This window comes from Rhodopirellula sp. JB055, from assembly GCF_043100905.1.
Classification (GTDB): domain Bacteria; phylum Planctomycetota; class Planctomycetia; order Pirellulales; family Pirellulaceae; genus Rhodopirellula.
In genome coordinates, this window is sequence record NZ_JBICHO010000527.1 from 1 (window position 1) to 13,411 (window position 13,411).

Here is a 13,411-nt window from a genome sequence, read left to right on the forward strand (position 1 = left end):
TACCGTCAGTTGCGAATCAACCGCGACGAATTATTCGTGGAACCAGGAGCCAACGACCCGGCTCCAACTGGTGCTCCCGGAGGCATGCCGCCAGGCATGCAATTGCCAGCCGGCTTGGGCAACTGAGCGAGAGTTCAGAGCAAGAACTGCAGCACGGCGGTCCCCGCCGTGTTTGGAGGCCGTGCAGTCTTGAAGTGCCGTGCTCGCACGGTAGGAATCACCCTCCTGAACGCAGAGGTCGTGCAGTTTTATTTCACCTTCCCTTTGGGAGGGCTACGCGCTGGCTCCGATGCTCGACCCTCCCCTCGCTTCGCTCGACCCTCCCAGGGGGAGGGTGATGATAAACGTTTGGCAACACTGCACTTAACAACCGCACGAGCTCATTCTCGGTGGGGGACCACCGAACGACAGGTTGGCACGCGACTCCGCTTTACCCCGCAGTTTGCGTTAGCGAATCTGTAGCACGGCGGTCGCCGCCGTGACTCTCGGTGGGGGACAACCGAGCTACGGAATCGCTGCTGGATCGAAGACCACGTGTTTGATCTTCTTCCGTTTCCAGGTGTAAGTCATGTGCAACTTGCCGTCGGCGGCTTGGATGATCGCCGGGTAGCTGAACTCGCCTTTGGGTTCATTTTCCAGGACCGCGATTTCGCGATAGTTCTCGCCGTCGGTGCTGACCGAGAGCGTGAGTCGACTGCGTCCGCCCCAGCCATTTTCTTTCGACGGCAGCGGGTTGCTGATCAGCCAATGCCGGCCGTCTTTTGCCGTGACCACATCGATTCCCGAATTCGGGTTGGGCATGTCGGTTGAAATGGGTTTGGTCCAAGTCCGTCCGTTGTCATCCGAGTCCGTTTGAACGATCACGCTTTGCATTGTCCGGCACAACGCCCGCAAGCGACCGTCCTCCAAACGCAAGATGGTCGGCTGAATCGCAGCGAATTCTTTTCCGTCGTGAATGGCTTCGCCACGGTCCCAGTGCGTTTCCGAGACTGCTTCCGCGTTGGCTTCGCCCGTCAACATCAATCGTTCAAAGTGAACTCGCCATCCGTCGTGTTCGGTGGAACTGCCGCACAGCAACGTTTTGCCATCGTCAATCAGTTCGGGTTTGCAGCGGATCGGGCCGAGCACGCCTTCCGGAAGGCGAGTGCGATCGCGGAAGGTCTTGCCGCCGTCATCGCTGAACAGAACCTCCCCCCACCAATCTTTTGGGCTGGGGCCAACTTTGATGAACAACCAAGTGACACCGGATGGAGATTGGAAGAGGACCGGGTTCCAGCACGGATGCCGCGAGCCATCATTTTGTACACCATCGGCTACTTTTCGCGGCGTTGACCATGACTTGCCATCATGGTCACTGACCCAGATCGAAACGTCTTTCGCTCCTTCTCTTTTGCCGCCGAACCAAGCCGCTAGAAAACCATCGTGAGTTTGGCAAATGGTTGATGCGTGACAGGACGGAAACGGTGCTTCGTTGTAGATGAATTGTTGTGTCTCAACGCCTGAAGCCACCGCTTTGTTGGCGGTGGGGTTTTGGGCCGATGCATGCAACGTCAAGCACATTGCCAAAGCAAAGGGGGGAAAACATGGTGTGAATCGCATGGGGAGGTCCGGTGGGAGAGAGGGAGGGAGTTCGAATCGCGATTTTATCGCCTCGGTTCCTCCGCCGTGATATTTCCGCCGGAATTTTGTCTTCGCTTTGGGGAATGGGGGCTTCATCAGTCGCGGGCTGTCGGTTGCAATGATGGAGTGATGAAACTGTCGACGTCCTGAGTCGGTTGAGTTCTCACTTCGAAGCCTTCCTTGGCAAACAGCCGAATTCCCTTCCTCGATTGAAAGAACGTCCGAATGCTTTCCCAGCTCCGATCTGTTCCCGCTCGTTTCATGTCACGTGTTTCTGGTCGCATTGCCGTTTCGTTACTCAGCGTGGGACTGATGTCGGTCTCTGTATGCGCTGAAACCAAAGTCCAAACAGTGCTGCGTGGTTTGGTCAATCCTTCCAGTGTGAGCTTCAATGCCGACGGTGAGTTGACGGTTTGTGACGCTCGCGGGTTGGTTGTGGTCTTGAAGGGCGATCAAGCAATGAACTACGTCTCAGGATTTGACACCGAACACTGGAAGTCCAATGAGGAGGGGAAGAAGTGGTATGCGGTTGGACCTTTGTCCGCGATCTGGTCTGACTCAACGTTGATCGTGACTGACGCCGGCAAAGCCGACGGCGAAGAGACGCTGTTGTTCTTTGACGCCAAAGGAAAAGCGAGTTCAGGAACCAAAACCAACTCGGTTCCTCCCACCTCGGATGATCCGGCCGACAAAGGTGAAGGCAACCTAACCGGAATGAGTTTGAGCCAAGACGGTTCGACCGTCTACGTTTGCGGGCAAGGTTTTGACGGAAAGTCGTGGGTGCTCGCTGGCGATGTGGCGTCGAAAGAATTGAAGCCATTGTTGTCGGCCGACGACAATGGGATCGAAACCAATTCGCCCATGCAAACCGTGGTCGGGGATGACAACACGTTGTACGTCTTGTATTCCGGTGCTGGCGGGAAAGCGGACGGATTGATCGTCCGTTGGGACTTGGGCACCAAGAAACCAAGCGGGCAATGGACGTTGCCCGGCGTCATCAACCCGATGGGAATGGCTCACGTCGACGGCGACAAGTTCGCTGTGGTCGAGAACAATTGGGCGTTGAATCAAACCAACCAGGGCCGCGTACTAGTGGTGACATTGGGCGAACCTGGTGAGGCGGCAATCAGTGAAACCGGTGTTTCGTTGGACGGCCCCGTCGCTTGCGGTTTCGGTCCCGACAATCGTTTGTACGTCACGCAGTTGGGCGAAGAATTCGACAAACCCGTCGGTTCCGTCGTCGCGATCAGTGGTTTGAAGGACTGATTTTTGAAGGACTGAGGTTTGGCTCACTCCGGCCAGGCGTTTTGACGCTCGACGATCAGGTACCGTTGATTGACCGAGAGTTGCTCGAGCGTTTGAGTCTCGCCGGTTGGCCAAGTGATCTGCACGTCGACCGGATCGCTGTCCTTGGCCAATCCAAAGTGCACGACGGGTTCGTTGCGACAAGCGAACCCGTCGCCGGCATTCAAACTCGCGACGGTTGGCTTGGGAACGCCGATGATTTCGATTCGCGTTCCGATCGCTGATCTCTCGCTGCTGGTTGCAACGCACGAAAATTGGATCCAATGATGGTCGGTTTTCGTTTGGTTCTCCAGCAACGCCAACGGGTCGTGCAGGTCCGATAACAACGCGTCCATGCGTCCGTCACGATTGTGATCGCAGCGGATCAAACTGCGACCGATATGGAGTTTGTCCCAGTACCCGCCCACGGTGGACTTCATGTCGGCACATTCGAAATGGTCGCACGCATTTGCGGGAACGATTGCTCATCCGCTTCGATTCGACTCCCCACGTGTTGCAGGTCCTCCGCCAATTGAGCTCGAATTTGATTCGCAAACGCTCAGTGGAAATCGCGACGAGAGACTCGCAGCCCAGCGGCCTTTTCGCTGAGGTCTTCGACGCGACCGACGATGACGTGGATGACACCCTTTTTGTTTTCCAGTTTGCCGTCAACGATCCAAGCGTCGCTGGCCCGCGCGATTTTGAAGAATCGCTTCCAGACTTGAGCGAACAAGACCAAGTTCATCGACCCGGTCTCGTCTTCCAATGTCACGAATGTGATGCCTTTGGCGGTTCCCGGTCGTTGCCGCATCAGCACCAAACCAGCAACGCGAACATGCACCCCGTCTCGCAATTTCGGCAACTCCGAAGCACGCTTGCAACGCAGGGCATCCAGGTCATCTCGCCAGAACGAGACCGGGTGGGCTTTTAAACTCAGGCCTGTTGTCGCGTAGTCGTTTTTGACTTCTTCGGCAGGAGACATCGGGATCAATTCTTCTGGCACGCTGCAATCCGGATCCAAGTCGGCTAGCAGCGGCATCGAATCGCTTGAGTCATCTTGGGCAAGCGATTGCCACACCGCGGCCCGTCGGTCTTGTGCGATCGACGCGAGAGCATCGGCATCCGCCAGCATCGCGATGTTTGAACGAGACAACTGGGCTCGAGTGGTCAAGTCATGCAGGTTCGCAAACGGCCCGTCGGCGTTTCGGGCGGCAATGATTTTGTCAGCGACAGCGGATGGAAGCCCGCGAATCATTTGCAGTCCCAACCGAATTTTGGGCTGGGATCGGTTGGGATCGGGAAGCAATTTCGTGCGGATGTCGCTGGCGTTGACGTCCACGGGCAAGACTTGAACGCCATGTTGTTGAGCACCTCGAATGAGCTGAGCCGGGGCGTAGAATCCCATCGGCTGGCTGTCCAGCAGCGCCGCACAAAATGCGGCGGGGTAGTGCTTTTTCAAGTAACACGAAGCGTAAACCAAGAGGGCAAACGATGCGGCGTGCGATTCGGGGAAACCGTATTCGCCAAAGCCACGAATCTGCCGGAAGACGTTCTCAGCGAATTCGCCATTGAGCCCGTTCGCTTGCATTCCCTTGAGCAACTTGGTGCGGAAACGGTCGATCACACCGGGGCGTCGCCATGCCGCCATGGCTCTCCGCAATTGATCGGCTTCCCCGGGAGTGAAGCCAGCGGCGACAACGGCCAGCTTCATCGCTTGTTCTTGAAAGATGGGAACGCCGAGGGTTTTCTCGAGCACCTTGCGAATCGCATCGCTCGGATATTTTGCCTCCGCCGGGTTTTCGCGTGCGGCCAAGAACGGATGGACCATGTTGCCTTGGATAGGGCCCGGGCGAACAATCGCGACTTCGATCACGAGGTCGTAATAGCAACGCGGTTTCAGCCGCGGCAACATGCTCATCTGCGCCCGGCTTTCGATTTGAAACACGCCCATCGTGTCGGCGGCGCAGATCATGTCGTAGGTTGGGGGGTCGTCCGGTGGGATCGTCGAGAGTGAAAGCTCGCGATCATGATGTTCCTTGACCAACTCAAAACAACGCCGAATCGCGGAGAGCATGCCGAGCGCTAGGATGTCGACTTTCAAAATGCCGATGTCGTCGAGGTCGTCTTTATTCCACTGGATCACGCTGCGACCTGGCATGGCTGCGTTTTCAGTCACGCACAACTCGCACAAATTGCCCGCGGTCATCACCATCCCGCCGACGTGTTGGGACAGGTGACGCGGGAATCCGATCAGCGTTTCAGTGAGGTACAGAAACCGACGTCCCAGCGGTGTGTCAGGATCCAGCCCCGCGTCGCGGCAGCGTTCTGGGAGTTCTGGATTGCGTCCGTAGCTGCCCGCCAACTTCGCAACCGCGTCGATGATGTCAGGTGAAATCGAAAGAGCCTTGCCGACTTCGCGAATTGCGCTTTTGGCTCGGTAGCATGTGACAACGGCGGTCATGCCGGCTCGATCGCGACCGTACTTTTCGTAAAGATATTGCAACACCTCTTCGCGGCGTTGGTGCTCGAAGTCCACGTCGATATCGGGAGCTTCCCCCCGTTCGCGACTGATGAATCGCTCGAACAACAAATCCGTGTGGGTCGGATCGACGGCAGTGATCCCAAGGCAGTAACACACGACCGAGTTCGCTGCCGACCCGCGCCCTTGGCAGAGAATGTTTCGAGAGCGAGCGAAGCGGACGAGATCCCAGACGGTCAAGAAATAGGCTTCGTAGTTCAGTTCCTCGATCAGGGTGACTTCGTGACGAAGCGTCTCGATGATTTTCTCCGGCACACCGCCTGGCCAGCGACCGCGAGCCCCTTCCCAGGTCAGGCGTTTGAGGTGTTCGATCGGTGTCATGCCCTCCGGCGCAAGTTCGACCGGGTATTCGTATTTCAATTGGTCCAGCGTGAACGTGCACCGCTGGGCGACTTCCACCGTGCGAGCCACCGCGTCGGGAACGTCGCGGTAGAGTTGGGCGATCTCGTCGAGCGATCGCAGGTGGTGTTGGCCGTTGACGAGCCGTTCGGATTGAATCTGCTCGACCGATTTGCCTTTGGAAATAGCAACGACGCAGTCATGCAGTGCGATGCGTTCGGGAGTGTGATAGCGCACGTCGCCGCAGGCCAGTAGCGGCACGTCGGCGGTCAGCGAAAGGTCTCGCAGCCAGGTGGCTTTCGCTGCGTCGTCGACCCCACGATGAAACGAAGCCAGCATGTACCCCCGGTCATGGAACACATCCCGAAACGGACCGCGAAGAAATTTTCGAGAATCGTTGACGTGCGCGTGGTGGTCTTCGATCGAACGCGTTTCGTCGGTGGCGATGACGCCGGCCAGAATTCCTTGTGAGTGTTCTGCGATGTCGGCGAACGACAATTCGCAGCGGCCTTTTTCGCATCGCATGCGGCCGAGCGAAAGCATCCGGCACATGCGTCCGTAGGCGTCTCGGTCGCTCGGCCACAACACCATTGGGGGCGCGTCGGTTGGGTGGACCTGCGTGCCAACGATGTACTGCAGGCCCAGTTCTTGAGCTGGTGAAAAACCGCGAACGACGCCGGCGATCGATTCTCGGTCGGTGATCGCCAGTCCCTCGTAGCCCAATTCCGCGGCGCGTTGGACCAATTCGTCGGGGTGAGACGCCCCGTCGAGAAAACTGAAGTTGCTCCGGCAGTGAAGTTCGACGTAACGCATGACTTGTAGATTGTCGCGGACGCAGGCGCATTTGCCCACTGGCATGGCCGCGACGGAAGACGCTCAATTTCCCATCGTCGATTTTGCATCGGGGGGCTAAACTGCGGGCATGAATTCCCCAGCCTTCGAAACGACCGTGTGCAGCGAAACGCCTGCCGAACCGAACTCAACCGTTCCCTATGAATGGAACGAACTGTCTCTGGGCAATGTGCGGATTGGTTTTCCCGTCGTTCAGGCCGCTCTTTCGGGGTACAGCGATTTGCCGATGCGGGTGATCGCGCGGCGGCACAGTGCCAGCTACACCATCTGTGAAGTGATGCTGGACCAGTTCCTTTTGTCGCTGACCAAACGCGAAAAGACGCGGCACTTCCTGGACATCGCTGACGAAGAGCATCCCGTCGGCGGGCAGTTGATGGGAGCCGAACCCGAGCAGTTTTCCGCCGGAGCGTTGAAATTGGTCGAGGCCGGCTTTGACGTCATCGACGTGAATTTTGGCTGCCCCGTCAAAAAGGTGCTGGGACGCTGTCGCGGCGGATTCCATCTGTCGCAGCCCTCCGTCGCGATCGAGATTCTGCGGCGGACTCGGGATGTGGTTCCGGACCACATTCCGGTGACGGTCAAGATGCGACGTGGCATGGACGACACGCCCGAATCACGCGAGCAGTTCTTTGAGATTCTTGATGGAGCGATCGATGCCGGGTTGGCTGGAGTGACCGTGCACGGCCGAACGGTGATGCAGCGATACATCGGACCAAGCCGCTGGGCGTTCTTGAAGGAAGTCAAGGAGCACGTCGGCGATCGGTTGAAGATCCTCGGCAGCGGCGATCTTTTCGCGGCCGTCGATGGTTTGGAAATGATACGTCAAACCGGAATCGACGGTGTCACCATCGCTCGTGGAGCCATCGGGAACCCGTGGATCTTTCAGCAGTCACGTGCACTGGCAAACGGCGAACCGTTGCCACCACCACCGACCATCGCCGAGCAAGCCGCAGTGATGCGAGAACACTTTGCGCTGTGCGAAGAGACTTACACGGTCCAGCGTGCTCCGTTGTTGATGCGGAAATTCTGCATCAAGTATTCGCAGAGTCATCCGAGTTACCGAGATGTGCGAATGTCGTTCACGCGTTTGCGTACTCGTGAGGAATTCGAAGCGGCGTTGGAACAGCATTACTCGGTCGACGGGCCGGGCCAGTATGTGCCCCGCGAATTGCACGGTTCGCAAGAGGAGTGTTGAGCCTGTCGCCCCGCCAGGTGGAACCTGGCCTACGTGGTTGGCCTTTCACTTTTGGCGGGTGCGGGGATCTCGGGGGATGTTCGATTTTGTTGGTCGCACGTCATCTTGGAAGTCGTAGGCCATGTTCCACATGGCATCCACGCCGGTGCTTTGGAACAAAGCGAGTCGTGTCGTTTGTGTGCTCACGCGAGGGCGATAATGATCATCCAGTCACCACGCCCGGTGGAACCTGGCCAACGTGGGTGGCCGCGGTGATTAGGTCGTAGGCCATGTTCCACATGGCGTTCACGCCGATGCTTTGGGACAAAGCGAGTCGTGTCGTTTGAGTGCTCACGCGAGGTCGATGATGAACGCCCAGTCACCTCGCCAGGTGGAACCTGGCCTACGTGGTTGGCCGCGTTGATTGGGTCGTAGACCATGTTCCACATGGCGTTCACGCCGATGCTTTGGAACAAAGCGAGTCGTGTCGTTTGAGTGCTCACGCGAGGTCGATAATGATCGTCCAGTCACCTCGCCAGGTGGAACCTGGCCTACGTGGGGGCCTTTCAATTTGGCGGGTGCGGGGATCTCGGGGGATGTTCGATTTTGTTGGTCGCACGTCATCTTGGAAGCTGGCCGCTGACTCGTCATCCTAGAGGGGCGAATGCTCGGCATTCGTTTCAGAATTTTGACCCATTTGCCCTTCGACCCAACGACGAAATTCATGTCATACGACGCACGCATTGATGAACTGAAACTTGAGTTGCCACCTGCGCCGAAACCGATGGGGGTTTACAAACCGATCGTGCAGGTTGGCAACATGGTGTATTTGTCGGGTCACGGTCCGCTGAAAAGCGACAAGACTTTGATCACCGGTCGTCTGGGTTTGGACATGGATGTGGAAGTCGGCTACGACGCCGCTCGCCAAACCGGTTTGGGGATGCTTGCCACGCTTCGCAATCACCTCGGATCGCTCGACAAGGTTTCGCGATTGGTCAAATTGTTGGGTTTGGTGCGTTGCACCGAGTCGTTTGATCAGCAACCTGCCGTGATCAACGGATGCAGCGAATTGTTCCGCGATGTGTTCGGGGAAGATGCGGGCGTGGCCGCTCGCAGTGCTCTGGGGACCAACGCGTTGCCAGGCGGAATCGCAGTGGAAATCGAAGCGATCTTCGAGGTGAAGGCCTGATACGGGGGATTCGCCCGAATTGCATAGCCCAGTTTTCACCCGAATCTCCAAGACGCGGCGGAGAGTCGTCGCTAGGATTCGGGCATGAACACCACCACTGAATGCAAATCGTCGCCCGCTCCTCCGCCCATCCGCAGTCGCAAAATCACTGGGATGTCAGCGATCTTGTTGCCGATCGCCTCTGGAGGCGAGATCGATTGGGACGGGTTTGAGTCCCACGTCGTGGCAACGCTCGACGCGGGACTGACGCCGGCCATCAACATGGACACTGGCTACGCGAATTTGATCTCTGACGAAATTCGCGAAGAGGCATTGTCGCTGACCGCCGCCATCGCCAAGGGCCGGCCCTATTTAGGCGGAGTGTTTGTCGGTGACCAAGAAGGAGACGCCTTCAACGCGGACGCGTACCGACGCGGGATCGAACAAGTCCAACGTCATCGTGGGACTCCGATCCTGTTTCAATCCTTTGGTTTGACCGGTGGCGATGACGACTCGATCTTCGAGGCTTATGCAAAACTTGGTTCCGAGTGCGAGCAGTTTTACGCGTTCGAGCTGGGGACGATGTTCGCTCCGTTCGGCAAGATTTACTCGTTGTCGTTGTACGAGCGATTGATGGGAATCGACAACTGCTTGGGAGCCAAGCATTCATCGTTGGATCGGATTTTGGAATGGCAGCGTTTGGAGCTGCGGAATCGTGTTCGCCCAGACTTCAAAGTGTTGACAGGCAATGACCTGGCCATCGACATGGTGATGTACGGCAGTGATTACCTGCTGGGACTTTCCACGTTTTGTCCAGCCGAATTCGCGATTCGCGATGCGATGTGGGAAAACGACGACCCGCGGTTCTATGGGCTGAACGATCTGTTGCAGTACCTCGGCGCGTTTGCTTTTCGTGCTCCCGTGCCAGCCTACAAACACTCGGCCGCGATGTTTTTGCATTCGCGTGGCAAGATCGCGAGCAACCAGACCTATCCGGGCAGCCCAGAGCGACCGGCCAGCGACCAAGCGATCTTGGATTTGATTTCAAAGGATCTCGCCGCGTACTTGTGATTGTTGCTGGACTCCTTTTGACCGAAGCGACTTTCGCGTTGCTCTGGCACTGTTCTGTTTTCTCTCAATTGATTTGGTTTCCATGGCCTACCCACGCGTCGCCTCGTTGAAGACCCACGATGACTTCGTTTCGCATTTGCGAGACAGCAATATCGACATGCCATCCGATGCCGAGGTCGAATCGGGCGACGCCTCGCCATTGGCTCAGTCATTCGAGGTCCACGGGCAAACCGTTGGGAATCGGTGGAGCATTTTGCCGATGGAAGGTTGGGATGGAACCACCGATGGGTTGCCCACGGATCTGACGCGTCGACGTTGGCGAAACTTTGGGCTGAGCGGAGCCAAATTGATCTGGGGCGGTGAAGCGGTCGCGGTCCGGCACGATGGGCGAGCCAATCCGAATCAATTGCTGCTGACGGAAAAGAATCTCTCTGCGATTGAGTCCTTGCGGCAAGAATTGGTCGACGAGCACGAGTCGCATTTTGGCCGCAGTGATGACCTGTTGGTCGGATTGCAATTGACTCACTCGGGCCGGTTCTCTCGACCGAATGTCAAATCATTGACGGAGCCCCGGACGGTTCAGCGAAACGTGGTCTTGGATCGACGGGTCAAAATCACAGATGACTCAGCGATCTTCAGCGACGATGAATTGTCAACTTTGATCGATGACTTCATCGCGGCGGCAGTTCGAGCTGAGAAGGCGGGGTATCGCTTCGTCGATGTCAAACATTGTCATGGCTACTTAGGACACGAATTGCTGGCCGGCCGGGAACGGACGGGCAAGTTCGGCGGCAGCTTTGAAAACCGAACGCGTTTTTTGCGTGATATCGTTTCAGGAATCGAAGCCGCCACGAACGATCTGAAGATCGGCGTGCGTTTGAGCTTGTTCGACTTCTTACCGTATCATCCCGGCCCCGATCGCGTCGGTGAGCCTGAGCCTGATGGGGAACCCAACAAGGTATTTGGTGGAGGCGAAGACGGATTGACGATCGACATGACCGAGACGTCGAAGTTGGTTGAGTTGATGCATGAGATCGGCATTCGGATGATCTGCACCACGGCGGGCAGCCCTTACACGAACCCTCACATTCAACGTCCCGCTTATTTTCCGCCAAGCGACGGATACACACCGCCGGAGGATCCGTTGGCAGGTGTGGCTCGACAGATCGCGGCCGTTGCCGAAATGAAAGAGCAACATCCGGAGATGATCTTCATTGGTTCGGGTTACACGTACCTGCAAGATTACTTGCCCAACGTCGCACAAGCGGTTGTGAAGGCCGGGATGGCCGACTCGATTGGTTTGGGACGCATGGTGTTGTCGTATCCCGATCTGCCCGCGGATGTGACCGCCGGCACCGTGTGGCAACGCAAGAAGGTTTGCCGCACGTTTAGCGATTGCACGACCGCACCAAGAAACGGAATCATCAGCGGATGCTATCCATTGGACCCGTTCTACAAAAAACGCGACGAGCGAAAGCAGCTCAACGAGTTGAAGAAAGCCTTGCAGTCGTAAAGCATTTCCTCAACATCCGGGGCCTGACGCCCCCGGCAAAGGCTGTGTCGGCCTTCCTGGCCTGAGGCGATCGCAAGATCGGAATCCCCGAATGGGGCGACGTAGCAACGCTGGCCGAGGTTGGATACTCGGCACCTGGCACCTCTCCAAAGTGCAACTCGTGCTCGTGCTCGAAGCGAAACCACCTCGCGGGATTCAGCCACCACTGCCAGGATTTTCACCGGTCTGGGGCCCGCATCAGTGGTATCTGGTAGACTCGTTCGAGCCAGCGGGAGTGTTCTGATCGCTTCGTTGCCCGTCACCCCGTGTGGCGACAAAGTTCAACGCCTGTTCAGCAGTTCGATCACAACCGTTATTGCGACTGAAGGGCTCCTCGTTCCAGTGCATTGGACGGTTTCCCGTCAATCCATACCGATCTTCCGCCAGACGCTCCTCATGGCATAAGGTACCAGCCGTCTTCCCTGGCAGCCCGCGTCTGTTGTCTCACGCCGGGGCCTGGGCCTTCGCCCTTGGTTGAGGCCTGCTTAGCGACTCGATAGCTCGATGCTTCCTAGGTCGTTGTCTCCCTCGACGATGGTGATGGTGGTGATAGGGTTGTTCTCGTCAAGATACTTACCGCGAAAATGGTCAAAGGGCAAACCGCCACCTTCGGGTGCTTGAAGCTTGAAGGCGACCAGTTTGTATTCGCCCAGTGGCGCGCCGTCACCAATCCCATCAAAACTCAATTCGAATTCACCGTTCTCACCGACGGAGGCGGCGGGGATCCGGCGGTATTTGTTGTTCGGTGCGTGGGAGCCTTTCACGGGAATGAACTTGATCGTCGCCCCTGCCGCCGGTTGGCCGTCGAGTGTGAGTTTGCCGTGAACCGGATGAAGGTCGACGTCGAGTTCCTTGGGCTGGGTGCAGCCGGATGACAGTGCGAGAATCGTGATCGCCAACAAGGCTAGCACTGGGCTGTGTTTTGGGATCATAAACTGTTTTGGGATCATAAAATTCAAAATTGGTCTCCCACGTCGTCGCCACGTGATCGAGAAACGAGGGCGTAGAGCACCTCGGCATCGATGGATTCCGTTAAATAGTGAACGCTGCCGTCCAGGAAGACGCTGTTCGCGCCGCCGACATGAAATGCGTAGACGCCTTGCCGGTTGTTGCAGTTAACGTTGCAGGGACCAAGTCCTGTTGGTGACCAGGATTGTCCGTCGGCTTGGTAAGAAAGCAGCCAAGTGCAACCGCGTCCGGCCCAAGGTGCCCAGGCTCGGGCGGCGGAGGGAGCGGCTTCGTGCAGACGTCCATTGATCCAGGTGTCGGTTTTTCCAGCTTGTTCCACGAAGGTGAGCGTGTGAGAGGCTCCGTCGATCGTCATCGTGCGTTTGGGCCGTTGGTAATTCAGGGTCGGGCCAATGAAGCCGACTGAGTTTTCATTAACAGGCGATAAGGCACCCATCGCCCAAGGATCACGCGTAAACGGATCGTCTGGGATGGCGAACGGAAACCCCCAGCTGTAGATCGCGGTGTAGTCCGTCGTGCCTGCGGTTCGGTCGGGATACACGTCGAGTGTCGACCCCACCACGCGTTGGATGCCCCGTTGAGTGGAATCGCCGACGGCGGAGGGGCACCGGTACAGAGTCAGCGGCGCGTTGATCGCGGCTTGGTTGTCCTCATGAAACCAATCCTTCTCGCAGTCGTAGCGTTCCCAGATCGCTTGCTGTTCGATGAACGGCAACAGTTCCGTGAACGGGCTTCCGGAGATCCCGTCCTTCATGTTGCCCGTTTTGAGGTAACTGTAAGGTTCACCATAGGTCGCCGCCGGTAGCGCCTTGTGAACATCCTCGAACAGCAACGTCGCCAATC

General features: G+C 57.3%; 11 protein-coding genes. 5 read left to right on the forward strand and 6 right to left on the reverse strand.

Features of this window, described 5'->3' with window-relative positions; translation table 11 throughout:
* Positions 1 to 504 precede the first annotated feature (504 nt).
* Positions 505 to 1,599, reverse strand: a complete 1,095-nt coding sequence (locus ACF8AM_RS20530; RefSeq protein ID WP_392557441.1) for an exo-alpha-sialidase — start codon at positions 1,597 to 1,599, stop codon at positions 505 to 507.
* 246 nt (positions 1,600 to 1,845) lie between these two features.
* On the opposite strand from ACF8AM_RS20530, the gene ACF8AM_RS20535 reads away from it, so the two are divergent.
* A complete protein-coding gene (locus tag ACF8AM_RS20535) occupies positions 1,846 to 2,886 on the forward strand; it encodes a hypothetical protein (protein WP_392557442.1) in 1,041 nt (346 codons plus the stop codon).
* A 23-nt stretch (positions 2,887 to 2,909) separates the two neighbouring features.
* Here the strand turns inward: ACF8AM_RS20535 and ACF8AM_RS20540 are convergent, their stop codons facing one another.
* Positions 2,910 to 3,344 carry an ASPIC/UnbV domain-containing protein gene (locus ACF8AM_RS20540; protein ID WP_392557443.1) on the reverse strand — a complete coding sequence of 145 codons (435 nt, stop codon included), beginning with the start codon at positions 3,342 to 3,344 and terminating at the stop codon, positions 2,910 to 2,912.
* A 119-nt stretch (positions 3,345 to 3,463) separates the two neighbouring features.
* Positions 3,464 to 6,595 carry an error-prone DNA polymerase gene (locus ACF8AM_RS20545; RefSeq protein WP_392557444.1) on the reverse strand — a complete coding sequence of 1,044 codons (3,132 nt, stop codon included), beginning with the start codon at positions 6,593 to 6,595 and terminating at the stop codon, positions 3,464 to 3,466.
* 109 nt (positions 6,596 to 6,704) lie between these two features.
* On the opposite strand from ACF8AM_RS20545, the gene ACF8AM_RS20550 reads away from it, so the two are divergent.
* A complete protein-coding gene (locus tag ACF8AM_RS20550) occupies positions 6,705 to 7,829 on the forward strand; it encodes a tRNA dihydrouridine synthase (RefSeq protein WP_392557445.1) in 1,125 nt (374 codons plus the stop codon).
* 202 nt (positions 7,830 to 8,031) lie between these two features.
* Here the strand turns inward: ACF8AM_RS20550 and ACF8AM_RS20555 are convergent, their stop codons facing one another.
* Positions 8,032 to 8,163 carry a hypothetical protein gene (locus ACF8AM_RS20555; RefSeq protein WP_392557446.1) on the reverse strand — a complete coding sequence of 44 codons (132 nt, stop codon included), beginning with the start codon at positions 8,161 to 8,163 and terminating at the stop codon, positions 8,032 to 8,034.
* A gap of 369 nt (positions 8,164 to 8,532) precedes the next feature.
* Here ACF8AM_RS20555 and ACF8AM_RS20560 point away from each other — a divergent pair, with 369 nt between their 5' ends.
* The 3 genes from ACF8AM_RS20560 (at position 8,533) to ACF8AM_RS20570 (ending at position 11,560) form a co-directional block, all read left to right on the forward strand.
* On the forward strand, positions 8,533 to 8,997 hold the full coding sequence (locus ACF8AM_RS20560) for a RidA family protein (RefSeq protein WP_392557447.1): 465 nt from the start codon (positions 8,533 to 8,535) through the stop codon (positions 8,995 to 8,997).
* 84 nt (positions 8,998 to 9,081) lie between these two features.
* On the forward strand, positions 9,082 to 10,047 hold the full coding sequence (locus ACF8AM_RS20565; RefSeq protein WP_392557448.1) for a dihydrodipicolinate synthase family protein: 966 nt from the start codon (positions 9,082 to 9,084) through the stop codon (positions 10,045 to 10,047).
* A gap of 82 nt (positions 10,048 to 10,129) precedes the next feature.
* Positions 10,130 to 11,560: an NADH:flavin oxidoreductase gene (locus ACF8AM_RS20570; protein WP_392557449.1), complete on the forward strand. Its 1,431-nt coding sequence runs from the start codon at positions 10,130 to 10,132 to the stop codon at positions 11,558 to 11,560.
* Between the two features lie 524 nt (positions 11,561 to 12,084).
* On the opposite strand, the gene ACF8AM_RS20575 is transcribed toward ACF8AM_RS20570, so the two are convergent.
* Both ACF8AM_RS20575 and ACF8AM_RS20580 read right to left on the reverse strand, forming a co-directional pair.
* Positions 12,085 to 12,531: a hypothetical protein gene (locus tag ACF8AM_RS20575; RefSeq protein WP_392557450.1), complete on the reverse strand. Its 447-nt coding sequence runs from the start codon at positions 12,529 to 12,531 to the stop codon at positions 12,085 to 12,087.
* 23 nt (positions 12,532 to 12,554) lie between these two features.
* Positions 12,555 to 13,411, reverse strand: an 857-nt coding sequence (locus ACF8AM_RS20580) for a DUF1559 domain-containing protein (RefSeq protein ID WP_392557451.1), incomplete at its 5' end; no start/stop codon positions are given.

Excerpts from the sequence above, each read along its gene's own strand:
- ACF8AM_RS20530 (WP_392557441.1), bottom strand. The coding sequence starts at position 1,599 with ATGCGATTCACACCATGTTTTCCCCCCTTTGCTTTGGCAATGTGCTTG.
- ACF8AM_RS20535 (WP_392557442.1), top strand. The coding sequence starts at position 1,846 with ATGCTTTCCCAGCTCCGATCTGTTCCCGCTCGTTTCATGTCACGTGTT.
- ACF8AM_RS20540 (WP_392557443.1), bottom strand. The coding sequence starts at position 3,344 with ATGAAGTCCACCGTGGGCGGGTACTGGGACAAACTCCATATCGGTCGC.
- ACF8AM_RS20545 (WP_392557444.1), bottom strand. The coding sequence starts at position 6,595 with ATGCGTTACGTCGAACTTCACTGCCGGAGCAACTTCAGTTTTCTCGAC.
- ACF8AM_RS20550 (WP_392557445.1), top strand. The coding sequence starts at position 6,705 with ATGAATTCCCCAGCCTTCGAAACGACCGTGTGCAGCGAAACGCCTGCC.
- ACF8AM_RS20560 (WP_392557447.1), top strand. The coding sequence starts at position 8,533 with ATGTCATACGACGCACGCATTGATGAACTGAAACTTGAGTTGCCACCT.
- ACF8AM_RS20565 (WP_392557448.1), top strand. The coding sequence starts at position 9,082 with ATGAACACCACCACTGAATGCAAATCGTCGCCCGCTCCTCCGCCCATC.
- ACF8AM_RS20570 (WP_392557449.1), top strand. The coding sequence starts at position 10,130 with ATGGCCTACCCACGCGTCGCCTCGTTGAAGACCCACGATGACTTCGTT.
- ACF8AM_RS20575 (WP_392557450.1), bottom strand. The coding sequence starts at position 12,531 with ATGATCCCAAAACACAGCCCAGTGCTAGCCTTGTTGGCGATCACGATT.